Source organism: Bacillus sp. FSL K6-0042, assembly GCF_038006685.1.
GTDB classification, from domain to species: domain Bacteria; phylum Bacillota; class Bacilli; order Bacillales; family Bacillaceae_G; genus Bacillus_A; species Bacillus_A pseudomycoides.
Window position 1 is genome coordinate 21,186 of sequence record NZ_JBBOVS010000005.1, and the last position, 25,104, is coordinate 46,289.

Sequence of the window (25,104 nt, forward strand, 5' to 3'; positions counted from 1 at the left end):
TTTTAAAAATGATCACATTGCTGTAATTTCTGTTACGCCTTACATACTGAATTCGTAGTGATACTCTGTTCTTTCGATACATACACCAAATTCTAAATCATCACCAACTAAAACAAAATCTTCAGCACCATTTAAGAACGTTGAAATTATTGATATTTCTTCTAAGTTATTAAATCGTTCATTTTCTAGTGAATTTTTTTAATTCAGCATTATTACCGATATAGTGTGTGAGATTTTTGTTGAGAAACATTCGTATTTATTATGAGTGAAAGGAATTAAGGAGCATAGGAAGAATATCGTTTATAAAGAATAAGACGATGCTGTCAAACTATCATACTTATGAATTGAATAAATATGACTCTTAGAAACTTTAGAAGAAAATGAGATTTGGAAATAATAGCAGTTATTGTATTGCAACAGCATAGTAATCTATAAACTTTGCATCATCTTTCTAAAAAAAGGAGGGGTTATTATGCGAGCATTTAAAAGATGTATGGTGTTGATTACTGCATTTATTTTACTCGTTACTACTTTTGCTATTACAACTGCTGAGGCGAATGTTGTATCAACTTACAGAGAAGCACTTCCACCAAAAGAAACATTTACTCCGGGAGATTGGTTTTTAGGTGAGAAGCCTTTAAATTATGATGAAAATAGGTCCCCTATTGTTTTTGTACAAGGGAGAAATGGAAGTGCGGATAGTTGGTATGGAAAAACAGTTTATCATGATACAAATGATATGTATGATTATGCTTATCGTGCAGGGTATCAAACTGTGTTTGTTCAACTATACGATGCAGCTGGAAAGGGATCTGCAAGTCAGTGGGATAATGGTAAACTGTTGGCTGCAAAGCTAGAAGAGATTTATAATCATTTTGGTAAAAAAGTGAATATTGTGGCTCATAGTAAAGGTGGAATTGACACTCAAGCAGCACTCATTCAATATGGTGCGAATCGTTTTGTAGGAAAAGTCATTACACTGGCTTCGCCGCATTATGGATCAAATTTAGCAGACTTATCGTATAGTTGGTGGGCTGGTTGGCTGGCTTCATTACTCGGACAAAGAGACGATGGCACTTATTCTTTACAAACAGGTGAAATGGCACAATTTCGTTCCGTAATAGATAGCAATCCAAATGTTAAATTAAATCGTTACTATACAGTTGCAGGTACAAGTTGGGGACCGGCTTTCTCTGCTCTATCTTTAGGTGGGCTATATCTTTCCGCGTATGGCTCCAATGATGGATTAGTGAATGAATGGAGTACAAAATTACCTTATGGAACACACTTATTTACCGATTCTAGATTTGATCATGATGATATACGAAAAGGTTCGGCGGTGTTTTCTCGAATTGAACCGTATTTACGTACTTCTACCGCCACGTTCGTTCCTGATACTTTAAATAATAATGATAGAGAATTTGTTAATGATTTAAATACTACTTCTAATCAAACCGTTTTAGGTGGAGAACTAATACAGAATAAATGGATTGATCAAACGTTTGCTGTAGATACAAAAACAGAGGGCGTTGTCTCGGTGTTAACAGCATCTTCAGAAGTGAAAATACAACTTATTTCTCCGTCGGGAAAAGTATATACAAACGAAGATAGTAAGGTCACGATAGGAGATGAAACTTCCTACTTTAAGGGTGCGTCTATTCGGACATTTAAAATAAATCGAATGGAAATAGGGGAATGGCATGTTAAACTAATGACAGCACATGCAAAAGATGCTTATATGATTGTTAGTGATTATAAGCAAAAAGCACCGTTTACTTTGAAAATGCCAGGGAAAATCAAAGCTGATAAAGTTGAATTTCAATTGAAACAATCTACTAAAGAACTAGGAAAACAAGAGGATCTTTCTTTCACTGTCCGAGTTGTTGATCGAGAAGGGAATTTAGTATCGCAATCGAATCAGCTGCAAAGGTTAGATGAGGCTGCATTCACAGGCCTTTTGAATCATATTAAAAAGTCAGATGTATATAATGTGACGATTGATATTAAGGGTATTAACTCAGAAGGTAAAGCTTATACTCGTACGATTGTACGTTCGGTGTATATTGAAAAATAAAAAGTATGGAGGCATTACAGTTTAAAGCTTATTTTATGATTCAATTATTGAGTATATTCTTTTCAAAAAGATATAGAAATATGGAAAGAAAATGGATTATAGTAAATAATCAGGTCTAAATGTAGTAAGGCAAAGAATTATAAATTAAAATATATATTTACTTCAAAATACAAGAGGTCTTCAGGAAAAACTGCGAGAACAAGGTTTTCCTGAAGGCTTTTTTATACTATCATATCTGATTATCGATATTTTCACTCTACTTTTAAAAATTCAATATGTATTCTATCAACTTCAATTTCAACATATTTGTTAAACCATTTGCTATATTCCGAGAGATACCCATTGCTATCTGTGATAAGTATTTCCACATCGATAAAATCCTGATTCAAAATTCCTCTTATACGATATTTGAAAAAAATGGTTGATTCCTCTTAAGTTCTTAACTCCTCGTCTCCCTTCATGTATTACAATGTCATCAAGAACTGTAATGTCTAGAATGATTGGATAACTTTTTCCTTCTTCAATTTTATATGGACAAATAGTAGAAAAGCCTGTAACTATTATGCCGTTAATATTTAATGTGATTTCTTCTTCAACTAGTCCATCAATTTTTCTGTATATGCTAAATATTTCATATATTTTCCTCCTGTCATGAATCAGATGAAGGATAACTTGTTCACTTTCCTATCGAAGGAATATTTGAGTGTATTGGGATAGATGAAGTTTTTAAATGTAGTTTATCCCGCATTAACGGGCAGTAAGACTCCTACCTCAAAATTCAGCGAAAGCAAAGAAGTTAGGAGAGAGATTAACTGCCCATAAAAGTCCGATTGGTGAGGGGGAATAATCAGTGGGGGCGTATATTTCTAGATTTCAAGTTACCTTCATTTTATATAGTGAATAAAGTGTACAAAGTATATCCAAATTTTACAGAGAGTTATTTTAATACGTAGTATAATAGAATAAAATTGATTTTAAAAGTTTAGGTAATATTTTACTAAGCCATAAAGGAGAAAAAAGATGGAATATGTACTTATATGTGTAATTTTAGCTTTATTAGCTGGAGTATTTGTACTGTTTTATAAGAATAAACAGTTAGAATCAGAAAACCAACAAGTGGAATTTGAAAAGACAAAGTCAATAGAAAACTATCAAAGTGAGATGGCTGCAGCTGTAGCGGATTATGAAGAAAAGCAGGAGACATTAAAAAACATAGAGCGTAAAAAGTACAATAATTTAAAAGAGAGTGCAGCTAGAGAAGTAGAAAACATGAGAGTGATGAAGAATCAATTAGCGATGCAGCATAGTAAAGAGCGTAGTGAAATGCAACAGAAACACAGTAATGAGGTACATATGTTACAAGATCTAATTACAGAATTAAGAGCGTATTCTAGAAATGGTGAAGAAATGAATACGCATGAAATATTACATTATATGAAACGGGGATTTGTTCAGGAAGGAATCATAACTGAAGACGAACTACATATTATTCCAAATGTATTTCTTCCCAAAGTACATAGTAGAAGAGAAAATAAAATGGGGAATACTCGAGTTGATCATATATTGTTATCGACAACCGGAATATATGTAATTGAGACAACAGAATGGCAAGGAAGAATGATACACGGATTGACGAAAGAAAATGCAGGGGTATATTCATTTATGATTGATGAGATTGGTAAGTATCAAAATGAATATGAGAAGGAAGAGACATTTGTTTTTATGAAAAAGGGAGATTCAATGACTCTAATGGTAGAAAACGTAGGAAACCCTGTTTATAAAGCAAAACATCTTTCAACAATTGTATATGATTACTTGAAAGAGGTTCATTCGCAAGCTCTAAAAGAAGAAGTTAAGCCCACTGTATATTTCGGTAATGAGACAAATGGAAGTGGAAATGAAATGATCGATCTTTCCAATGAAGTACTTCCGAGGTTGAAGGATAGAGAGCAACTTGTTACGTATTTTAGAAAGGAAAGATTGGAAGGGAAAGTACTATATACAGTGCAAGAATTACAAGGGATAAAAGAAATGATTGAATGTATGGGAGAAGTGAAGTTGTAAAAAATCTGATGTGATAAAGGTGATTTTTCATTGGGAGCGTATAGAGATTTTTTATTGCGGGCAACATTGTATGTTTATGTTTTTTTATATTTGTTTATATGTATCGCTTTCATATTCATCATTGGCATGACTCATTCGTCTTATAATACTGTGAGTATTTTAGTGGTATCAATTCCGTTTATTCTTTTACTGGCTCTTCAGTGGATCGTTTTTCACTTTTCTGGTGGTAATAATAAGGGAATATTTAAAAGTATTACAATTGTGGGAGCGGTATTATTCAGTATTTGTATCGTACAACTAGGTGTAAATGGGTATAATTCAAAGTTTCAAACAGATAGATGGCTAAAAGATGAATGGAAACGAGTATATATGATAGATGATCTTCTAACGAAACATAAACTAGTGGGAAAACCTAAGAAAGAGATTGTACAATTGTTAGGAAAACCAACTGAGACAAGGCGTTTTGAGGAAATGAATCAAACTGTTTATTACCTTGGAGATGAAAGAGGGTCTATTTCTATAGATAGTGAATGGCTCATTCTTCAATTTGATAATGATGATAAGGTGGTAGAGTATAGGTTATATAAAGATTGAAATGAAAAGCAGAAGATCATTATGAGTTATGGTCTTCTGTTTTTTTGTTAATGAATGTAAAAAAGTGAAAAATGGGATTTCTTGTCTATGTGAATTGGGAAAATTTCATTCTACTTTAAACTAGTTTTGTAATCTAGAAGTTTATTAGTCAGAGGGATGTTAAAAAGTTAGAATTTTATAAAAATAAATGGAATTAAAATAGGAAATGATATAAAATTAATTTATTTAATATAAAGATAATAAGAAAAAGGGATATGCATATGGAAGATTTACAAACACTCGGTTCATTCTTTTTAGGCCTAGGTACAATGTTTGCGGGGCTAGGGGTATTGCTTGCAGGTATTGGTGTGTATACAAAATTTTCACGTGAATCAAAATGATGAAAGCATCCGTACAGGATGCTTTTTTATTTTTTTTTCAATATGCTACAAAAAGGAATCGTATATTCTTTATGGAATAAGGAATGAAAATGGCAGGGGGAGTGTATATATGGATGCATTGGAACAATTTCATAATCTTACATGCCAGATTCATGACGAGATATTACTGATATAAGGTAACAAGAATGAAAAGGAGGTAAGACGGTGAAAAAAATACCAACTGAAGCCTTGAGTAAGGAATTGATGGAAAGAGAAGGGGTTATATCTATTACAGTTAAAGAATTTGAAAAAATTGAAGTCGCTGGAGTGGTAGTATCTGGGCCAGCAGTCATTTTAATTAATCAAGATTAACAGAGTACATATAATGAATATAGAAAAATAGTGAAAAGCATCCTATGTGGATGCTTTTTTATTTGCTAAAAAAGAAATATATAAGATAATTGAGCCATTGGAGGGGAAAGAAAGTGGCTATTATTATTACAATGTTTCTAATGGGGATTTTATTAGGGTTTGTTGGAGCAGGTGGAGCTGGGTTTATTATTGCAGTGCTCACTCTCGTATTTCATGTGCCAATTCACATAGCGCTTGCGACATCATTAACAGCAATGGCATTTACAACACTTTCTGGAGTGATAAGTCATTATCGAGAAAGAAATGTTGTCATGAAAATTGGCTGTGTTGTAGGAGGGTTTGGTGCGCTTGGATCATATGTTGGATCTAAAATTGGTGCTGGGATTCCTGCACAACTCCTTCATTGGTTTACGGCTGGTATGTTATTTTTATCAGCGATATGCATGTTAATTCGTTTGTTTTTTGTGCAAAATCAAAAAGAATTGTCTGCTAGTTTATCAGATCAGTTATCTCCATCTGTACTGGGGAAAGGTGCTCTGTTAGGAATTGCAACTGGGATATTAGCAGGAGCATTTGGAATTGGTTCAGCACCTTTCATTCAACTAGGATTAATGGTATTACTAGGTTTATCAATTCGTCAGTCAGTAGGGACTACAATGCTTGTTATTTTACCAATTGCAATTGGTGGAGGAGTTGGATATACTTCAGCAGGATATTTAGATTACATGTTATTAGTACAAGTTTTAATGGGAACAATGCTCGGAGCATATATAGGAGCGAAGTTTACAAATTATGCACCCCGTGTCATTTTGAAATTTTCGATGATTATGACACCTGTGTTGGCTGGATGTATGTTATTAATGGAATAAGAAATAAAATACTGGGGGGAAGTGATGTGTCTGTTCATCTTCATAAATTGTTGTGTGTAAGTTTTTGGATTGCATTACTTATATCAGGAATATACCCAAAAGATTCTTTTACATGGTTTTTAGAGGTCGCACCTGCAGCTATTTTAGTACTCATTTTAATGATTACATATCGACGTTTTCGATTTACAACGTTCACATACGTATGGATTTGGATTCATATGTTGATATTGCTCATTGGGGGCCATTATACATATGCAGAAGTACCATTATTCAATTGGCTACGCGATGCTTATGATTTAGAAAGAAATTACTATGATCGTGTTGGGCATTTTATGCAAGGATTTGTTCCAGCATTATTAACAAGAGAAGTACTTATAAAGGTAGTTGAGATTCAAAAAAAAGGATGGCTAGAACTACTTGTAATATCAGTTTGTTTAGCATTTAGTGCATTATATGAGTTGTTAGAGTTTGCAGTTGCAAAATTAACGGGGACAGGAGCAGAAGCATTCCTTGGAACACAAGGAGATGTTTGGGACACGCAGTGGGATATGACACTTGCATTAATTGGGGCGATGTTGGCAATGCTATTATTTCGTAATGTTGAAAATATAAGATAGATTAATATGTTTTACGTATGAATTATGTAAGTAATTCATATTTCCCATATAAAAGGATTTACTATAATATGATGAGTATAGCGTTCGAGTATTCGACGCATTACTAGTATTATATCCCTATCCCTTTTCTAAAAATGCGAACAAGTTTTGCCCTATTCTATTCTATTCAATGTTTGATTGTATAGAAATATATTGTTCGATGCCCATTATGGAACGTACATAATGGGGAAATCCCGATCCTTAAAGAGGATGCCCCTAATCTTCATGTGAAAATATGATCGGATGAAGAAAGCTGACCAATGTATGGTCAGCTTTCTTTTTTGTGTAAAAATAATTCTTCTGTAATTTCGGTTTGTAATAGCAGTGTTTTTCCAAAGCGGCGTTTGCATTCATCTCTTACTTTTTGAATGGCAAGTGTATGAGAAGTGGCAGACACGGTGACAGTTGCTTGCCGAGATTTTCGGTTTTCTTCACAAAAGACACACTCCACAACATATTTAGAAATCATACTCTCATCCTTCCGCTTGAATTTCTAGGAATGAGTTGTCTCTGAAGTTGATATAACCCTTCGTTACAAATTCAGCATTTTCCTCTATTTTCAAGGAGAAGAACAGGATAAGAAAGAATATTAGGTATGGGAGGAGAGACACATGAAAAGATGGATTGGAACAGCAGCTATATGTGTGAATGAAAAAATGAAATTTTGATGGTATTACAGGGGAAGAAAGAGGAACCGAAAAGGTGGTCAGTACCAAGTGGTGGACAAGAAGAAGGAGAAACATCGGAATATTGTTGTGATTTTCAGATAATTTAAAAGAAAAGTCAATATTTTTTTGTTTGCGTTTGCAACCTTCTGATAGTATGTTTTTTTATTTTCGGAAAATTCAATAATTTAATTGATTTCAGTTTGAATTTTTGTTAAATTGATAGTTAATTAAGGTTACTAACATATTACAAGTAAAGTTGAGGCGAGTTATGGTACAATCCATTGATCGAGCAATAAGTATTATTAAGTTATTGAATTCTATAAATGACAAAGAATATTGGGCTATTTCTGATATAGCTGATAGAACACATCTACCAGTTAGTACAGTACATAGGTTACTTAACTCTCTAATGGAGCATAGATTAGTTACTCAAATTTCAGAAACAAAACAGTATACGACTGGACCGATGTGGATGGAAATAGGATTACGTCAATTAGAGAAGGTAGATTACAGATCCGTTGCAAGAGAAGTGATGAAGCGTTTGGCTTCTGAAGTTGAAGAAAGTATCTACATGAACATTCCAAATGGAACACATTCTATAATTATTGAAAGAATTGATAGCCCTTTAAAAATTCGAGTTATCGATAACTTAGGGGAACAGATTCCTTTTTCGATTGGCGCTGCAAATAAAACGATGCTTGCCAATATGAAAACAAATGAAATGGAACACATTGTAGAACAGTTACTTTCTTCTTTACCAGAACAAAAGCAAATGCTTTTTGATCAACTCGCAATGATAAGAAATGAAGGATATGCTGTGAGTTATGGTGAGAAAACAGAAGGAACAGCTTCAGTAGCTGCACCTATTATAGGATTTAATCATAAAGTAGTAGGAGCACTAAGCATTGGATTAATTAGTCATTGCATTAACGATGATCGACTATCTTTTCTTATTAGTAAGGTAAAAGAAGCGGCTAATGAAATATCAATAAAAATCGGCAGAACATCGGAATAATAATTTTGATAGCCTGTCGTTATTTTTTTATTCATATAACGGAAATGAATTTCATTATGTGGAAAAATAGGGGGATTTATATGTCAAAATGGCAATCAAAAGAACAATTGGTTCAATTATTAAGCGATCTTGTTGAAATTCCTAGTATTACTGGTTCGGAAGCTGAGATTATATTGCCAGATTTTGTTGTTGGCCAACTAACGGATCTAGATTATTTCAAACAAAATCCCAATCATGTGCAAAAAAATCCAACGGGGGATGGACGATATTTCGTTACGGCTCTAGTAAAGAAAAATGATAGTACAAAAAATACAGTAATTCTTGTTAGTCACTTTGATGTTGTAGATGTACAAGATTACGGAGTGTGGAAGGCAGATGCATTTAACCCTAAAAAATTAACATCTATGTTTTATTCTCATAAAGATGAGCTACCGAATCCTGTACGTGAAGATATAGAACAAGGGGATTGGCTATTTGGTAGAGGAACAATGGATATGAAATGCGGTCTAGCTTTACAAATGGCGATGATTGAGCAAGCCTGTGAAGGAAGATTTGATGGGAATGTCCTTTTATTAGCTGTTCCAGATGAAGAAGTGAACTCTGTAGGGATGAGAGCTGCTGTTCCAAGATTATTAGATTTAGCAAAAGAACATAACTTAGAATATAAAACAGTCCTAAATTCAGAGCCTATGTTTACGCGACATCCTGGTGATCAAAATAAGTATATTTACACTGGTTCTATTGGGAAAGTGTTACCTGGTTTTCTTTGTTATGGAAAAGAAACACATGTAGGTGAACCTTTTGCGGGATTAAATGCGAATTATATGGCTTCATTATTAACAGCTGAATTAGAATTGAATACGGAACTTTGTGATATTGTAGAAGGGGAAGCGAGCCCCCCACCAACTAACTTGTTTCAAAGAGACCTAAAGGAGGATTATTCTGTACAAATTCCTCATCGTGCAGTCACATTATTTAATTTATTTTTACTAGAAAAAACGATGACAGATGTAATTTCGTTGTTACATCAAAAGGTAACGAAAGTAGCAGAGAAAATCGAAGAGTCGTATGAGAAGCAAGCATATCGTTTTTCTAAGTATAATCCATTTATACCGCCTAATCTCAAAGTGAATGTATTAACGTATGAAGAGCTTATCGCTTATGCAATTGAGCAACATGGGCAAGAAAAAATAGATGATATTCAATCTACTGTTATAAAACATAGAGAAGATAAAGATGATCGAGCGGTAACAATTGATTTAGTTGATAAATTAGCTATTTTATGTAAAGAAAAGGCACCAATGATTGTACTTTTCTTTGCCCCGCCGTACTATCCAGCTGTAAGTTCACGTCACAATCCTTTAATTAAAGAGGTAGTTGGGGAAATGGAAAGATATGCTCACTACAATCATAGAATTACATTTGAAAATCAAAATTATTTTGGAGGAATTTCAGATTTGAGTTATGTGGGTTTACAGTACCCAGTTGATTCAATGAGTTCACTTGTAGACAATATGCCATTATGGAATAAAGGTTATTCGATTCCACTTCAGGAATTAGAAGAGTTTGATGTTCCGGTATTAAATATGGGACCAGTCGGAAAAGATGCACATCAATGGACAGAACGCCTGGACATAAATTACGCATTTGAAACGCTATTAGATATGTTGCCTATATGTATTGAAAAATTACTTGTTCCTAATAAAATTACACAGTCATAGTTATGTTTGTATAGGAAAGAAGGGAATGAAGAAAAGGATAGAAATTGTAGCGATATACTACAGTTCCTATTCTTTTTCTTGTAATGATTTGTTTTTATCCAAAGCTCGATTGATGGGGATAAATAAAATAAGAGTATAGTGTTGTTTAATGTAACCAGGATAAGAAAAGTGGCACAATGACTAGACTTGCACCAGCTGTTAGAAGCATGGATAAACTTGCAATTGTACCTTCAACTGGCCCGATTTCAAATGCTTTTGAAGTACCAGTTCCGTTTGCGCTAGTACCTAGCATAATACCTTTCGCGATGGCTGTTTTAATACGGCATATGCGAATAAGAAAAGGGCCTAAGAGTGCTCCAGTTAATGCTGTAAGTACAACGAATACTGCTGTTAATTGTGACATACCACCAATCATTTCTGAGATTGCCATTGCAATTGGTGTTGTGACAATGTGCGGTGCTAAGCTATGTTCTAGTGATGAATCAATGTGAAAAGCATCTGCTAGAAGAGCTGAAGTAATAACAGATAAAAATGAACCGACAATGACGTTAATTAAAATTGCACTCGCATGTTTTTTTAATAAATCAAAGTATTTATAGATGGGCCATGCAAAAGCTACGGTTGCTGGTTTTAATAGTTCAGTTAACCAATGGCCACCAGAATCGTATGTTTCATAAGATGTATCTAGTCCAAGTAATAACACGATTAAAACAATTGGACAAACGAGAAGTGGTGAAAGTATACTCCAATTCCAGCGCTGATATAGTTTCTTAGAAATCCAATATGTTAATAGTGTTAATAGTAAACAAAAAAAGCCGATCATTGTGTTGATCCTTTCCGCTTTAATAGCAGTTCTGTTAAGATTCCAGTGACGAGTGTTACACAAAGGGTACTAATCATGATAATCAAAATGAGATCGATACCATATTGTGATAATGTATCTTTGTAGCGGATAACAGCGACGGCAGAAGGAATAAAAAATAAAATAAGTTCTTTTAATAAAAAATCCGCTCCGTCTTGAATCCACTCTTTTTTCACCAAGTTAAATTTTAATGAAATTAATAATAAAAAAATTCCGATAATACTTCCTGGAATTGGGAGGTGTGCCTGCTTTGCGATCCATTCACCTGTCCAAGCGAAACAAAATAATAGTAAGATTTGTCCGCTTAATTTCCACCATTTCATACAGTAACACCTCTTTCGCTTTTTTCATAAAAATTGTAAAAAGAATTAACAATTTCTACTATACGTCCTTTCAAAATGTTTGTCTAATATATAAATTATATGTTATTAATTTATTATACATATTAATCGAAAAGAGGATCTCAAATGGAATTACGGCATTTGCAATATTTTGTTGTTGTAGCAGAAGAGCTACATTTTGGGCGAGCAGCTGCTCGTTTACAAATGACACAGCCACCACTCAGTCAACAAATTCAGCAATTAGAGAAAGAAATGGGAGTTATGTTATTTTCAAGAACGAAGCGGAAAGTTGAGATGACAGAAGCAGGAGAGAGGTTTTTAAAAGAAGTGAAAAAAGCATTTGATCAAATTGAGAAGGCAGTAGAAGTCGCGCAAAGTGCACAAAGGGGAGAAGTTGGATCACTTTCAATTGGATTTGTAGGGGCAGCGATATATGATATTTTACCGTCTATTGTTAGGGAGTATCGAAAGAAGTTTCCAAGAGTATCTGTTGCACTGCATGAATTATCGACACCGGATCAAGTTCATGCGCTTCATGATAATCGAATTGATGTTGGATTTTTACGTCCACCAATTAATACGCAATTGCTAGAATTAGAACCAATTCAAAAGCTTTCGTGTACACTATGTTTACCAAAAGCGCATCCACTAGCAGAGAAAGAAGAAATTCACATTGAAGATTTGCAAGATGAACCATTTGTATTTATAACAAGACCGGTTTGGCCTGCGTTATATGATACAATTTTATCGTTATGTAGGAATGCTGGATTCAGTCCACACATTGTGCAAGAGGCAACAGAGTATCAAACTGTTATGGGGCTTGTAGCGGCAGGAATTGGTATAACCGTTATTCCGGTATCGGCAAATAAGTTATATAAAACAGAAGTGGTGTACAAGGCAATATTTGATTCTAAATTTGTAGCTGAAATGTCAGTGGCGTATCGGAAAACAAATAGCAGTCCTGAGCTGTTAGAGTTTTTAAAAATTGCGAGAGAAAAAAAACGAATTGAAGTTGAAAATGATAAGTAAGGTGACACAAATGTGATAAAAGAGGAGATGCTATTGTGATGTATCTCCCCTTCTTATTTCAATACTGAATAAGTAGACATGTTCATTTTCTTGAATTAATCGTTGGCGGGATTCTTCATTTTTTATAGAAAGTGCGGATATATGGTTTGTGTTTGTTTTTACCCAAGCAGCAAGAACTGTTTTTTTGTTATATTTTATTTTTTGGGAGCTGTTAATCTCTTCGAATGTAGACCCGTTAATATCAGGTAAGCTGTTTTCGGAAGCGGTCATTGAACCACCATCAATTCCCATAAACCATTGCCAAGTTTCGTTGTTTGCATGTTGGAATGTTTGCTGACCAACGGATAATCTTATTTTTTTATCTTTAAAGTCGGAAGAAGAAAACCCACCCATATCTTTTACCTTTTCTCCATTCTGGTAATATTCAATATTTGTAAATATTTCAGCTTGTTTATGAGGAATGGTAACTTCATAAAAAGAGACATGTCCTTGTTGTAAGGGTAATAATTGCAAAAGCGAAGTTTCTTTTTTTGATAAATTATATGGTTTTACAGTTGTGTACGAGTTTACATTTTGTTGGACGCCGCAACTACTAAGAGAAGTAATCAATAAAATGATGCTGAGAAGTAGTGTTTTTTTCATTTAATCCCCCTATATTAATATATTAGATTTTTATAGGAATCTTCCTGTTTCAGTATAACCTTAGACATAAAGTCATTTTTCTGCGACTTAAGACCTAGTAGAGACTCCGATTATAGTTCGATGTTAAAAAAGTCATATTTTTATACACTAGTAGTATGGAATACTGGACGTTAAGAAGTAAGGTAGGGGAATCAATTATGTCTTTATTTCGGTTAGCAAAGAAAAATATACAAAACTATGCTGTCCAACGATTAAAGCAATTTATATGGATTGCAATGAGTACAATGCTATATTTTTTTATTATATCTATCCAATCTAATGAAGCGGTAATAGAAAAAACACAGCATATACCGTTTTTGTTAGCTACGCTATATTATGGGGAAGTACTGTTGTTTTTTGTATGCACTGCTGTCACATACCAAATGACAAAAAGATTCTTAAAAAATAGGAAACAAGAATTACTGTTGTATGAAACTGCCGGTATGAAAAAAAGAAAAATTTTTTGTTTGTTATGTCAGGAGCAGTTTTTGATTTACGGAGGAGCGATTCTTTTTGGTTTTATTCATGGGATGCTGTTTTTGAAATTATTTACAGTAATTTTTATAAAGTTAATAGGAGTTCATGGAATAAATAGCGTACCGATTACGTTATACGCATTATCGATAACAACAATGTTGGTCGTTATAATCATCTTATTATCAATATGGCAATGTTATAAGTTTATTCAAGAATTTAAACGTGAACAATTATATAAAGTTGAGGAAAAGGCATGAGGCATCGTGCCTTTTCCTTCGTTTTACAGTGAAAAATATTCATGATACAGTGGAAGGAAGTGAAAAAAGAGTTGGTCAGAAAGGTTGTATAGAATGGTAAATGAACAATCTATAGTGCGAGTAGAACAATTAACAAAGCGAATCGGATCAAAGACATTAGTAGAAAATATAAGTTTTGAAGTAAAGAAAGGCGAAGTTGTTGGTTTATTAGGACCAAACGGTGCTGGGAAAACAACATTAATGCGAATGATGGTTGGTATGATTCGCATGACGGAAGGTGAAGTCTGGATAGATGGTCAATCTGTAAAACAGAAATTTGAAAGTACAGCTGCAAAAATTGGTGCTGTAATCGAGAATCCAGAATTCTATCCTTTTTTAAGTGGTTATGAAAACTTGGCATATTTTGGTCGTATGAATGGTAATGTTACAGAAGATCGCATTGATGAAGTTGTACAATTACTAGGTATGGGACAGGTTATTGACCGAAAAGTAAAAGCCTATTCACTTGGTATGAGGCAACGCTTAGGAATTGCACAAGCACTTATACATAACCCGGATGTACTTATTTTAGATGAACCAACAAATGGGTTAGATCCAAACGGTATTCATGAAATGCGAATGTACATAAAGAAAATTGCACATGAACAAGGAAAGGCAGTTCTTGTATCGAGTCATTTATTATCTGAAGTTGAATTAATGTGTGATCGGGTCATTATTATTCAACATGGAAAATATGTGGCAACACAAAATATTAAACAAGCTGAAAGTTTGGAAATGGAGACGATTCATATACGTGTTGATGATATGAAGCAGGCAGCGGATCTTTTAACGTATGATGTCTTAATTCAAGATAATGAACTGATTCTTACTGTGGAAAATGAAGAAATTCCCAATGTGATTCGTACATTAACAGAAAAAGGCATTCGTATTTATCGTGTGTATGAAGAAAGAAAAACATTAGAAGAGAAGTTTTTAGAATTAACAGGAGGCAAGGATATTGTTTAATTTAGTTTATAACGAACTGTATAAAATTTTTAAGCGAAAGCGAACAATGATACCGTTTGTTGTTATTGCAATTTTAGTTATTGGTTTAGGATTGGTTTCTGTTAAATACTTTCCGTCTTTATCAGGAGATTGGAAAACAGAGTATACGGAGCGAACGGCAGAAATTGAAAAAAAACTTGGGAGTACAAAACAGGATATTATCAATCAAAAATCAGGAGATGAGCTTGTTAAAGAGTATCAGCTTAAAATGAAGCATTTAGATACGAATACACCACCTGCAGATGGTTCACCTCTAACTTTTATGAGAGATACCGGATTAATTGTTTTTCCGATTTTATTACCATTTATTCTTGTATATGCTAGTACAATTTTTGCAAATGAGTACAACTGGGGAACTTATAAATTCTTAATGATTCGCCCGGCGAATCGATTTAAAATTTTAACAGCGAAATATGTTGCGATTGTTATTTTTTCTGGATTACTATTTATATTTAATATGCTTTTCTCACTGTTATGTGGGTTTGTTATTTATAAGTTTCAACAGCCAGCATGGACGGAATTTATTGTACAAAATGGTAGTATTATTGAGCGGAATATCTTTGGTGATGTGAGCCAGTATTATATATTAGAATGGCTACCAACTCTTGTGTATGCAGCGCTTGCTTTTATGATTTCTGTTCTAACAAGATCAAGTGGGGGTGCAATAGGTATTTCTTTATTTGTGGCATTATCTGGTGGAATCATTTTAATGCCAGCATCTAGATATGAATGGATGAAATTTTTATTACCGGCAAATACAGATTTATATGGAATATTACAACATGGAAGCTTAGTTTCAGGGATAACATTCCCATTTGCCTCTTGTATTCTGATGATTTATTTACTTGTTTTCCTAGGTATTTCCTATACTGTATTTTCAAAGCGCGATTTAACATAATAATAGATGGAAAAACCGTTAAGAAGAATGATCTTAACGGCTTTTTTTTATCGTAATTTATTAATAGCTTCTTGAGCTAATAAAGCAAAATATTGTGCGCTTATAGGTAATGCTCCTTCATCTAATGTAAAAGCAGGGTGATGCCATTCTTGTGTCCCAGCTGTTCCCATAAAGACGAATGAACCAGGTATGTTTTGTTGATAAAATGAAAAATCTTCTCCTGCCATAGAAGGTTTTGGTGAAATAATTTGGAGGCCCATTACTTGAGCAATATGGGTAGATAATTCTGTAAGTTTTATATCGTTATGAACGGCAGGAGGACCTGGATACCAATGCAATTTCGTTTCAACACCTAGTGCATCAGAAACCCCTTTAATAATACGTTCCATCAGTTCTGGTATTCTTTGGCGTGTTTCAGGTTGGAATGTACGAACGGTTCCTTCTAAAGTTGCTTTTTCAGGGATAACGTTCCATGTATTTCCTGAATGAATGTTTGTTACACTCACGACAGCGTTATGAAAAGAGCTTACATTTCGGCTTACAATTGTTTGTAGTGCCATAACAATTTGAGAAGAGGCAACAATTGGATCAACACCAGCATCAGGTACAGCTGCATGTGTTCCAACTCCTTGTATTTCAATCTCAAAACGATCAACGCCGGCCATAAGTGGTCCATCTTTTATACCAATTGTACCAACTGGTAAATCGGGCTTATTGTGCATACCAAAAATGGCTTGTACGTTTTCTAAATGACCAGCTTCTATTACTTTGCATGCTCCGTCTCCGCTTTCTTCAGCAGCTTGGAATATGAACCTAACAGTTCCGTTAAGTGAAGATTCATTTTCTTTTAATAAGTAGGCAGCGCCGAGAATAGATGCTGTGTGAAAATCATGTCCACATGCATGCATTTTACCAGGATTTTTAGAAGCATAAGATAAATTAGTTTCTTCATGTATAGGAAGAGCATCAATATCAGCACGGAGCGCAATAATTGGTCCATTTTTATCACCGGAAACTTCTGCGATTACGCCAGTTTTTAAATTAGAACTAATAATTGTGATGTTAGCTTCGTTTAACCAGTACTGTATCGCTTTTGTTGTTTCTGTTTCTTCATAAGATAGTTCTGGATATTGATGTAAATGACGGCGGATGGAGATTAGCTTCTCTGTTAATTGATTTGTGATGGATGTCATCTATTTTTCCTTCTTTCTCAAGATAAACTTCAATTTCTGTTTTTAGTAAAATATATTTATTAGTAATTATATAGGAATTTAGTTCTTTTGGAAGAACCTGCAAGAAAAGAGGTTTCTCAAATGAGAAACCTCTTTTCTTTTATGCAGCAACTTTCTTGTGTGTATGATGTTTTTGATAACGGCCGCGCATTGTATACGCAATTTGCGGAATTGCAATTCCAACCAAAATAAGCGCCACACCAAGCCATTGAGAAGAAAGTACTGCTTCTTTTAAAACGAATACAGACATAATTGTTGTAACAGGTAGTTCGGCTGCCCCAAGAATAGTTGCTAAGCCGGAACCGATTTTTGGAATTCCGATTGTAAAGGCAATGGATGGAATGACAATACTAAATATTCCTAGTCCTAAACCGTATTTCCAAAGCCCTTGTGAAATCGCTCCGTTAAAAATAAATGTTGGTGGGAATACGATCATTACTAAAGTTAAAGCACCCGCCATTAAAAGGACACCCCGTGGTAATGATGGTACTTCAACAGCAACTTTACCACTGACAAAAATGTAGGTTGCAAATGTCACAGCAGATAGTAAACCTAGTATAATTCCAGTTGTATTAAAATCACCTACTGATTTTTCTAATAATCCGCTCGATAAGAATGTACCAGCAAGTAAAAAGATAACAGAAATGACTTTTTCTCTTGATGGCAATGTTTTTGTCGCAACAGCTTCAATGATAATACCAACCCAAACGAATTGGAATAAAAGGATAATGGCAATAGATGCCGGTACAGTTTTTAGTGAAGCGTAGTAAAAAATTCCTGTGAAACTTGCAGATGTTCCAGCGACAAATAAAACAAGCATTTGTTTAAGGGGAACACGATGTCTAGAAAATAGGAGTGTAATTCCAAGTAAAATAAACCAACCGAACAAATATTGACTACCAATTACTTCTCCAAGTGAAAAACCTTCTGCGTATGCAAGTTTAACAAAGATAGCTAAAATTCCATAGCTACATGCTCCTAATAAAACCAATAGAGAATAACGAAGCATGAAAATTCCTCCCATCTTATATATTCAATTGTTCCAAAACGGACATATATAACTAGATGGAAGTATACAAAATTAAAAATGAAGGGTCAAATAAAAGAAAAGTGTGACATTTTATAGAATAATAATAAAAGTATGATATTTATGCATAATCTTGAAAATTATAATTATAGAAGTGTTGTAAGATAAGGTGAAGGGTGTATAAAGGTATCATTTTAAAAAAATATTTTCTTACAGGAAATGTATAGTATACAGAGGTGTGGTATACAAATTATTTGTTGTTTGGAAGAAGCTTTGATATGTTAATGAGTAACAGAATATTATTTATAATAGAAGAGAAATGAAAGCGCTTCAGAAAATATGCATTTTAATTTTTCGATATATAAGCTACAGTTATGGATAACAAAAGGTGACCGCTACTTGTTTTCTCTCTTTGTTTTCACTTGGCATGGGGCAGGAAAAGAATCTGACCGCTTCTATGCATGGCGGGATGCTCTCTCCCACCTAAAAAGAAGGATTTTATTTCGGTTTTTTAATTTGTATTTATATAGCAGTGTGCAGCTATTTTTCTTATTAAAATGTTGTAAATAGTGAATTCATGAATTGTACATAGTATTTTCTTTTGTTTTTGCTACAATATTGAAGAGGAGAGGAGTGTAACGATGCAAGATATTAATATTTTTTTAGCGTTTGGTGCGGGATTCTTATCATTTATTTCCCCTTGTTGCTTACCGCTTTATCCAGCATTTTTATCGTACATAACGGGAATGTCGGTTTCTGAATTAAAAGAAGAAAATGCGATGCTTCGTAAAAGAAGTATGATACATACGGCGTTTTTCTTACTTGGATTTTCAATTGTCTTTATCGCAATTGGTTTTGGTACAAGTTTTATTGGATCATTCTTCCAAGATTATAAAGATTTAATCAGACAGTTAGGGGCGCTATTCATTATTGTATTTGGACTTGTAATTGTGGGGGTATTTAAGCCAAAGTTTTTAATGCAAGATCGAAAATTTACATTTAAAAGTCGTCCTAGTGGCTATATTGGATCTATTTTAATTGGTTTGGCATTTGCTGCTGGTTGGACACCTTGTACAGGGCCGATTTTAGTAGCTGTAATTGGACTGGCTACTACGAATCCAGAATCAGCAATGATATATATGATTGCTTACATACTTGGGTTTGCAATACCGTTTTTTATACTTTCATTTTTTATTACGAAAATGTCTTGGATTAAACGGCATAGTGGAACGTTTGTGAAAGTAGGCGGATATATCATGATTGTTATGGGTATATTCTTATACTTTAATTGGATGACGAAAATTATTGCGTATTTCTCAAGTTTATTTGGTGGTTTCACGGGTTTTTAGTATTATCCTGTGAAAATGTTGGAAATACTAACAGAAAAGCATATAATGAAACTGTATTTTCATATTGCCACAAAAAAGGATGAGAAAGTATGAACTTAGTTCTTTTATCAAGTATTGTTGCCATTTGTATGGCTGTAGGTGCGATGTTTATTCGTTTAAAAGCAGCAAAGAAACCAGCAACATTGAAAAAAATTATTCTCCCACCGTTTTTTATGAGCACGGGGGCATTGATGTACATTTTTCCGGAATTTCGTCTAACACCAGCAGAAATGTTAGAAGCAATCGGTGTAGGTTTGTTTTTCTCAATTTTTCTTATTAAAACATCTAAATTTGAAGTTCGTGGACAAGATATTTATTTAAAGCGTTCAAAAGCTTTCGTATTTATTTTAATTGGCTTACTCGTTGTACGTATTGTGTTTAAAACATATTTGAGTCAATCACTTGATTTAGGACAGCTAAGCGGTATGTTCTTCTTACTTGCTTTTGCAATGATTGTATCATGGAGAATTTCCATGTATCGTTCATTCACGAGATTGCAAAAGGAAATGGAAAAAGAAGATGGATTTTATAATGAGAAAGATATGAAATTAACGTAAAAAACCTCAAGATTCCTTGAGGTTTTTTATTATGTTAACCGAGAAGATCCCCTTCTCTAAACGAAGTGAAGGTAGGGGTAGGTCAATTAGCCAGCAGTGATTGATAACGGGAATAGTCAATTTGCTTTTCTTGTAATTTTTTAATTAAAAACTTATGATCTCGTTTTGGAGTTGCTACAATATACCCCTTAATGATTAAATCTTCAGTTATTTTTGAGGCTTTTTCTTTTAAAGCGAGCTCTCCAATTTTACCAGCAATTTTAGATCTTGCAACATCACGAAATAGTTCAGGAACAGGACTTACAAGCTCCTCTAATAATTGCTTTTGCTCGTCATTCCATAAATGCCGTGTTTGATCGATATAGTGTTGTTCCCAATCTAAAATAGACATGCCGTCTTCTTTCGGTAGGCGTTTTAAGAATTTTCGGAACATGAAATATCCACCAATAGACATAAGGCCTAGTAAAATAACAGTCCAAGTAACAATAAACCAACTAAACCATCCTTCGAGCAAGTGTATACCCCCTTTGCGATAACAGTTTTCCTTTTACTAGTATTATAAGCAGTGGGATTGATAGAAAGCAAGAACGCTTGGTCATTTTGACCAAGCGTTATGAATTAAATAAAGTATAGTTGTTCGACACGTAATATGTCAGTATCATCTTCTAAATATTCAATAATAAGTGTGCCGACTTTACGATCTTTATCTTCAGTTGTGAAAATAGAGTAAGAAGTAAAACGTTTTGTTGATAGGCCACTAATATGTGTAGGAAGAGAAATGTAGTCGTTATCGCGGAAAAACTCCATGAGTTCAACATCTTCAAATTGTTTTCGATCTACTGCTTGATTTGTGTAGCGACGTTGTAGTTGTTTTAAAGATTCGTTCCAAGAAATTACTTTTGTATCGTATACCATTTGTTCTATCTCCTTACTATATGTAATCATTCAGAACGTATGTTCTAATCTAGTATACTCTGTTTCTAATAAAAGGGAAAGCAAAAAATAATGTAAGCTTGGATTTCCAAGCTTACATAAAAGGCGTCCATAATCGTCTCTGTTTTTTATTATAAGCTAGATAGAAATAGGAAACAAGGTAGGAAGTATTTTGTTGATAGTTTATAAAATTCCGTTTATTGTAAAAAAGAGGTTTATTTTAGTGGAAAAGGGTGGAAGAAATGACGTGTATAATTTCACTTCAAGGACCAATGGCAAGCGGGAAAACAACGTTAGCAAGGAGATTAGAGCAAAGAGGTTTTCAGATAGTATATGAAAATCCTTATGAAATTGTAGAGAAGAGAAAAAAATAAATTTGGATATTTACACAAAAGAGGGATTTATTACAAATCAAAGAATGTTTATTGGAGCAAAAATAAAAGAAATTTAGAATGCGCGAGGGTGCACTGTAATATTTGATCGTGGTCCGGAAGATATTGAGTTTTATACACTACATTTTCCAAAATTGATAGGGATGGATTGGGATATTGAAAATGAATTAAAAGATGAATTGTATCAATTAAGAAAATGTCGTTCGAATGCAATTTTTTATTTGGATGTTTCTAAAAAGATATTGCAAGAGAGAAAGAAGAATGATAATACGAGAAGACGCAGTACATTTGAAGAACAGCTAGAGTTAATAAACACTGAAAAACAGTGGTATCAACAGTTTCCAGTTACATATGTGAATACTGATGAGGCGACAGTAGAGGAAACAGAGGTGTTTCTTGTGAAATGGTTAAGGGAGAAGAAATAGGAAGAAAACGCACTTGAACAAGGCTTTTAATATAAAGAAAAAGATTATATTAGATCGACTAGTCTATCAATACAAGGAGATGGGGGATCATTATGATGAAGGTAATAGAGAACGTACATGAAGCCTCGATATTACTGTTAGTATTATGTTCATTTTGTTATTATAGACATTTAAAAAAAGTGAAGCGAGAGAGAAAGCTTTCTGCTTTTGAATTTACAATGTACATCTTAACTCAACTGGCATACTTCCTTTGGGCAGGCAGTAGCCTTCTTAAGATTTTGTCAAAATCATAGCATGTATATGAAAACCACCTATTTATAGGTGGTTTATCATTTGAATTTATACGTAGGATTTCATAAGATGTTTCTTTGCTCTTTATATAGGAGAGGACGAATAGGCTTGTTGCATCAATGTAAGTAAGTGTTCCGTTACTTTTTCACGAAGTGTCCCATGCTTTCTATAGTTATATTGATACTCGTTATGAAACCATTTTTTATTTTGATATTGTCCAACAGGATAATTTTTTTTCTTCGGGTTCCTAACATGACCATCAAGCTAATTCATTTCAATGCCCTCAGAATGAAAAATTTATATAGTTTTCAATTTTAATATTTTGGAGGCTTGTATGTAACTTTTTTGTGATTTATAAATCCATGTTACGAAACCGCCCATATCTTTATAATGATGAAGAAATCTCAAGATTGTTGAGTTATGATACTAAAAAAGTCGATTTCTTATTGGGAAATCGACTTTAAAGCTATTGTTCAAGAAAAACACCTGTTTAGCGTAATAACTAAGACTTTATTGCATCTATAATTAACGATGGAAAAACAAGTTTATCCCCTTGATTTCGTGGATCATATTTTTTTGAACGAAAAATAACCCCATCGGCTCCATCCCACTCATTGTAATGAAAATTCCCCTCTTCATCACAATATTCAAGTAATTTTACTTCGAATCCAACAGTTTCAAACATTTTCCTTAAAGTTTCATAATTATGAACTATTTTATGACTAGCTGCGGGATGGTCTTTAGGTCCAGGTCCCCCAACTTGTACACCCTCCTGGTATTCTTCATCTGGGAAAAATGCATCAGGAACGGCGCATCGAATATAACCACCATGCTTTAAAAATTCATAACATACTTTCGCTGCTTCTATGCCTTCTTCATATGATAAATGTTCCCATACATGCTCCGCTAAAATTACCGCTAAAGAATTAGGATCAAACCTTTTTATCCAATCTTCCCTTTTTAATAAATTCAATTCTTCCTCATTCGTATGTAACCAGCCAGGATTATTATTATATTCCCCTGCACCAATTACCAGCTTAATTTCCTTTTGTTTTATAGCCAACAGTTTCACCTCTTATATTTTTGTCTATTGTTATATTTGTAATATGTAATTTTCTTCTTAGGGTATCGCCATATCAACATCAACCTAAGATAAATTTGAAGAATTTGTTATAAAGTAGATTCAAACTTATTTTGTACAACGATAAATAGCAAGTGTTTTCGGATCACGCCATATCCCGTTATGAAGGGCTAACTCATGGTCTATTTCATTTGCAAGCCATTTTTTCATTTCTGAATGAAGATGAATATCATCAGGTATGTTTAAAGATGGAAACATACTAGAGATATAGTTAACGATAGGTGTAGCATGATGAAATAGAAGTGCATTATGAATAACTGTTTCCTCCACAGTTTGAAAAACAGATTGTAATAATTGTTTTCCGTTCTCTAAACAAAATGGAGTAGCTGTTGGTGTTTTTTCAGGTAGACCAAATGCGACTAACATTTTATTACACATCTCATCTATATAAGGTAATGAAACCTGAGAATTTGTTGTGGCTAGAAATTTACCTCCAGGATAAATTACTTTATGGAATCCTTGAATTGTTTTTTCAACATCCGTCATGTGATACAGCATATGTCTTGCGATAATCCAATCATAGGAATCAGCTGGGAAAGGAAGTTTGGTAGCGTCTCCAAGTTTCCATTCAATATTTACATGTTGCTGTGCTGCATTCATAGCAGCTTCTCGCAGCATAGTTGTAGATTGATCCAGACCAGTGAGATGCCCCTTGTGCCCGTTTACGTGTAGTAGTGCAAGGAATTTCCCATTAGCGCACCCAACCTCTAATATTTTTTCTGTTCCTTGTAATTGTAAATGCTCAATTACAACTGTATCTAAATCGACTCGTTTTTCTTCATATTTTTTATGGGTATCAATCCGTGTTTGAAGATGATTACTTACAGCGTATTGTCTTTTTACGTCATTCATTTTTTCTGATTCCACCTTTATGCAAAATTGCTGAATAGCATGTGTTAAAACATCTGTTTTATTTAGGCCTTCATAATGAAGTGTTGCTTCAAATCTTTCTAGTAATCTTTCGTCAATTCGAAAGTGAATATCTTTTCTCTTAACCAATTTTGGGTCCCCCTTACAGCTGTTAGTGAGACTATAGCACGCTTTAGAATTTTCTGTAAATAAAGTGTGTACACAATGGTAACAGAGTATTGAAAAAATTATTCAAATAATCGTTTAAACTATTGACGATTAAACCGTTTTCATATATTCTTAAATTAAGTAATATTCAAATAATTCACAAGAAATGAGAGAGTCACATGCTTCTTCAAGGAACACATCGAATTGGTCGTATGGCCATGTTGTTGGCGCTTGCGGACGAGAATGAAAGTCCTGTATTATCCATTCCAAAAGGTTGGAAATATTGTACTGGGAAAGTTGGTTCTATGAATTCGCAAAAGGTTGTCGCAGCAATGGAAACAGCGGCTAAAAGCAACCAAGTTATTGAAACAGACGTTTACAGAGAAACGCATGCACTTTATCATGCAATCATGGAAGCGTTGTACGGAGTGACGAGAGGTCAAATTCAGTTAGCAGACGTTCTTCGTACGGTAGGTCTTCGGTTTGCAATTGTGCGCGGTACACCATACGACGGGAAAAAAGAAGGCGAATGGCTTGCTGTTGCACTTTATGGAACGATAGGTGCGCCTGTAAAAGGATCTGAGCATGAGGCGATTGGTTTAGGAATTAATCACATATGATTTGCCCATAGTCTATTAGTTAGAAGGGGGCCTTGCTTTTTGGGACAGAAGTCTGTCTTAAAAAGGTAAGGTCCCCTTTTGCTCTTTTAAGGAGGAAAAA

The 25,104-nt window shown here is 34.0% G+C and carries 26 protein-coding genes and 3 pseudogenes; 18 read left to right on the forward strand and 11 right to left on the reverse strand.

The window, feature by feature from the left end; translation table 11 throughout:
- Positions 1 to 39 precede the first annotated feature (39 nt).
- Positions 40 to 180: pseudogene (locus tag MHH45_RS28165) on the reverse strand (YxiF family protein); the annotation flags it as partial.
- A gap of 292 nt (positions 181 to 472) precedes the next feature.
- On the opposite strand from MHH45_RS28165, the gene MHH45_RS27270 reads away from it, so the two are divergent.
- From MHH45_RS27270 to MHH45_RS27295, 6 genes are all read left to right on the forward strand, one after another.
- Positions 473 to 2,074 (forward strand): esterase/lipase family protein, encoded by a 1,602-nt coding sequence (locus tag MHH45_RS27270; protein ID WP_016131835.1) that lies wholly within the window; start codon positions 473 to 475, stop codon positions 2,072 to 2,074.
- Between the two features lie 1,020 nt (positions 2,075 to 3,094).
- Positions 3,095 to 4,138, forward strand: a complete 1,044-nt coding sequence (locus MHH45_RS27275; RefSeq protein ID WP_016131834.1) for a nuclease-related domain-containing protein — start codon at positions 3,095 to 3,097, stop codon at positions 4,136 to 4,138.
- A 30-nt stretch (positions 4,139 to 4,168) separates the two neighbouring features.
- Positions 4,169 to 4,732, forward strand: coding sequence for a hypothetical protein (locus MHH45_RS27280; RefSeq protein WP_016131833.1), 564 nt, complete (start codon positions 4,169 to 4,171; stop codon positions 4,730 to 4,732).
- Positions 4,733 to 5,316: 584 nt separating this feature from the next.
- A complete protein-coding gene (locus MHH45_RS27285) occupies positions 5,317 to 5,463 on the forward strand; it encodes a BC1881 family protein (RefSeq protein ID WP_003199195.1) in 147 nt (48 codons plus the stop codon).
- Between the two features lie 131 nt (positions 5,464 to 5,594).
- Positions 5,595 to 6,332: a sulfite exporter TauE/SafE family protein gene (locus MHH45_RS27290; RefSeq protein WP_255851297.1), complete on the forward strand. Its 738-nt coding sequence runs from the start codon at positions 5,595 to 5,597 to the stop codon at positions 6,330 to 6,332.
- A gap of 26 nt (positions 6,333 to 6,358) precedes the next feature.
- On the forward strand, positions 6,359 to 6,949 hold the full coding sequence (locus tag MHH45_RS27295; protein WP_016115768.1) for a DUF2238 domain-containing protein: 591 nt from the start codon (positions 6,359 to 6,361) through the stop codon (positions 6,947 to 6,949).
- Between the two features lie 307 nt (positions 6,950 to 7,256).
- Here the strand turns inward: MHH45_RS27295 and MHH45_RS27300 are convergent, their stop codons facing one another.
- The gene (locus tag MHH45_RS27300; RefSeq protein ID WP_016115767.1) at positions 7,257 to 7,457 is read right to left on the reverse strand and encodes a DUF3903 domain-containing protein; all 201 of its coding nucleotides are present in this window, start codon (positions 7,455 to 7,457) and stop codon (positions 7,257 to 7,259) included.
- 142 nt (positions 7,458 to 7,599) lie between these two features.
- On the opposite strand from MHH45_RS27300, the pseudogene MHH45_RS27305 reads away from it, so the two are divergent.
- The 3 genes and pseudogenes from MHH45_RS27305 to MHH45_RS27315 form a co-directional block, all read left to right on the forward strand.
- Positions 7,600 to 7,745 (forward strand): annotated as a pseudogene (locus tag MHH45_RS27305) (NUDIX hydrolase); the annotation flags it as partial.
- Between the two features lie 179 nt (positions 7,746 to 7,924).
- A complete protein-coding gene (locus MHH45_RS27310) occupies positions 7,925 to 8,671 on the forward strand; it encodes an IclR family transcriptional regulator (protein ID WP_088094286.1) in 747 nt (248 codons plus the stop codon).
- 80 nt (positions 8,672 to 8,751) lie between these two features.
- Positions 8,752 to 10,392, forward strand: a complete 1,641-nt coding sequence (locus MHH45_RS27315) for a M20/M25/M40 family metallo-hydrolase (protein ID WP_088094285.1) — start codon at positions 8,752 to 8,754, stop codon at positions 10,390 to 10,392.
- A 145-nt stretch (positions 10,393 to 10,537) separates the two neighbouring features.
- On the opposite strand, the gene MHH45_RS27320 is transcribed toward MHH45_RS27315, so the two are convergent.
- Together MHH45_RS27320 and MHH45_RS27325 are read right to left on the reverse strand one after the other, a co-directional pair.
- On the reverse strand, positions 10,538 to 11,215 hold the full coding sequence (locus MHH45_RS27320) for an LrgB family protein (RefSeq protein ID WP_016131828.1): 678 nt from the start codon (positions 11,213 to 11,215) through the stop codon (positions 10,538 to 10,540).
- Positions 11,212 to 11,577 (reverse strand): CidA/LrgA family holin-like protein, encoded by a 366-nt coding sequence (locus MHH45_RS27325; RefSeq protein ID WP_016115763.1) that lies wholly within the window; start codon positions 11,575 to 11,577, stop codon positions 11,212 to 11,214. Before MHH45_RS27325 ends, MHH45_RS27320 begins: the two co-directional genes overlap by 4 nt.
- 144 nt (positions 11,578 to 11,721) lie before the next feature.
- On the opposite strand from MHH45_RS27325, the gene alsR reads away from it, so the two are divergent.
- Positions 11,722 to 12,624: an acetoin biosynthesis transcriptional regulator AlsR gene (gene alsR / locus MHH45_RS27330; RefSeq protein ID WP_088094284.1), complete on the forward strand. Its 903-nt coding sequence runs from the start codon at positions 11,722 to 11,724 to the stop codon at positions 12,622 to 12,624.
- Positions 12,625 to 12,654: 30 nt separating this feature from the next.
- On the opposite strand, the gene MHH45_RS27335 is transcribed toward alsR, so the two are convergent.
- Entirely contained in the window at positions 12,655 to 13,266 is a 612-nt protein-coding gene (locus tag MHH45_RS27335; RefSeq protein ID WP_088094283.1) for a hypothetical protein, read from the reverse strand.
- 197 nt (positions 13,267 to 13,463) lie between these two features.
- Between MHH45_RS27335 and MHH45_RS27340 the strand changes: the two genes are divergently transcribed.
- The 3 genes from MHH45_RS27340 (at position 13,464) to MHH45_RS27350 (ending at position 15,981) form a co-directional block, all read left to right on the forward strand.
- Positions 13,464 to 14,039 (forward strand): ABC transporter permease, encoded by a 576-nt coding sequence (locus MHH45_RS27340; RefSeq protein WP_016115760.1) that lies wholly within the window; start codon positions 13,464 to 13,466, stop codon positions 14,037 to 14,039.
- 93 nt (positions 14,040 to 14,132) lie between these two features.
- Positions 14,133 to 15,044 carry an ABC transporter ATP-binding protein gene (locus MHH45_RS27345; RefSeq protein WP_140386081.1) on the forward strand — a complete coding sequence of 304 codons (912 nt, stop codon included), beginning with the start codon at positions 14,133 to 14,135 and terminating at the stop codon, positions 15,042 to 15,044.
- Positions 15,037 to 15,981: an ABC transporter permease gene (locus tag MHH45_RS27350; protein ID WP_088094281.1), complete on the forward strand. Its 945-nt coding sequence runs from the start codon at positions 15,037 to 15,039 to the stop codon at positions 15,979 to 15,981. The genes MHH45_RS27345 and MHH45_RS27350 overlap by 8 nt, the downstream gene beginning before the upstream one ends.
- Before the next feature lie 47 nt (positions 15,982 to 16,028).
- Here the strand turns inward: MHH45_RS27350 and MHH45_RS27355 are convergent, their stop codons facing one another.
- Together MHH45_RS27355 and MHH45_RS27360 are read right to left on the reverse strand one after the other, a co-directional pair.
- Positions 16,029 to 17,174 (reverse strand): M20 peptidase aminoacylase family protein, encoded by a 1,146-nt coding sequence (locus MHH45_RS27355; protein ID WP_088094280.1) that lies wholly within the window; start codon positions 17,172 to 17,174, stop codon positions 16,029 to 16,031.
- Positions 17,175 to 17,313: 139 nt separating this feature from the next.
- Complete coding sequence (locus MHH45_RS27360) at positions 17,314 to 18,222, reverse strand: EamA family transporter (RefSeq protein ID WP_016115756.1); 909 nt, start codon at positions 18,220 to 18,222, stop codon at positions 17,314 to 17,316.
- 659 nt (positions 18,223 to 18,881) lie between these two features.
- On the opposite strand from MHH45_RS27360, the gene MHH45_RS27365 reads away from it, so the two are divergent.
- Together MHH45_RS27365 and MHH45_RS27370 are read left to right on the forward strand one after the other, a co-directional pair.
- Positions 18,882 to 19,589, forward strand: a complete 708-nt coding sequence (locus tag MHH45_RS27365) for a cytochrome c biogenesis CcdA family protein (RefSeq protein ID WP_016115755.1) — start codon at positions 18,882 to 18,884, stop codon at positions 19,587 to 19,589.
- An 89-nt stretch (positions 19,590 to 19,678) separates the two neighbouring features.
- Positions 19,679 to 20,185: a CcdC family protein gene (locus MHH45_RS27370; protein WP_016115754.1), complete on the forward strand. Its 507-nt coding sequence runs from the start codon at positions 19,679 to 19,681 to the stop codon at positions 20,183 to 20,185.
- A gap of 82 nt (positions 20,186 to 20,267) precedes the next feature.
- Here the strand turns inward: MHH45_RS27370 and MHH45_RS27375 are convergent, their stop codons facing one another.
- The gene (locus MHH45_RS27375; protein ID WP_016131823.1) at positions 20,268 to 20,699 is read right to left on the reverse strand and encodes a DUF2621 domain-containing protein; all 432 of its coding nucleotides are present in this window, start codon (positions 20,697 to 20,699) and stop codon (positions 20,268 to 20,270) included.
- A gap of 104 nt (positions 20,700 to 20,803) precedes the next feature.
- Positions 20,804 to 21,100, reverse strand: a complete 297-nt coding sequence (locus MHH45_RS27380) for a hypothetical protein (protein ID WP_016115752.1) — start codon at positions 21,098 to 21,100, stop codon at positions 20,804 to 20,806.
- 260 nt (positions 21,101 to 21,360) lie between these two features.
- On the opposite strand from MHH45_RS27380, the pseudogene MHH45_RS27385 reads away from it, so the two are divergent.
- Positions 21,361 to 21,935, forward strand: a pseudogene (locus tag MHH45_RS27385) (AAA family ATPase).
- A gap of 92 nt (positions 21,936 to 22,027) precedes the next feature.
- A complete protein-coding gene (locus MHH45_RS27390; RefSeq protein ID WP_016131820.1) occupies positions 22,028 to 22,228 on the forward strand; it encodes a hypothetical protein in 201 nt (66 codons plus the stop codon).
- Positions 22,229 to 22,728: 500 nt separating this feature from the next.
- Here the strand turns inward: MHH45_RS27390 and MHH45_RS27395 are convergent, their stop codons facing one another.
- Both MHH45_RS27395 and MHH45_RS27400 read right to left on the reverse strand, forming a co-directional pair.
- Positions 22,729 to 23,289, reverse strand: a complete 561-nt coding sequence (locus MHH45_RS27395; RefSeq protein ID WP_016131819.1) for a class I SAM-dependent methyltransferase — start codon at positions 23,287 to 23,289, stop codon at positions 22,729 to 22,731.
- A gap of 126 nt (positions 23,290 to 23,415) precedes the next feature.
- A complete protein-coding gene (locus MHH45_RS27400) occupies positions 23,416 to 24,366 on the reverse strand; it encodes a class I SAM-dependent methyltransferase (RefSeq protein WP_016131818.1) in 951 nt (316 codons plus the stop codon).
- A gap of 197 nt (positions 24,367 to 24,563) precedes the next feature.
- Between MHH45_RS27400 and hutP the strand changes: the two genes are divergently transcribed.
- The gene (hutP, locus tag MHH45_RS27405; protein ID WP_003199156.1) at positions 24,564 to 25,004 is read left to right on the forward strand and encodes a hut operon transcriptional regulator HutP; all 441 of its coding nucleotides are present in this window, start codon (positions 24,564 to 24,566) and stop codon (positions 25,002 to 25,004) included.
- Positions 25,005 to 25,104: the final 100 nt, after the last annotated feature.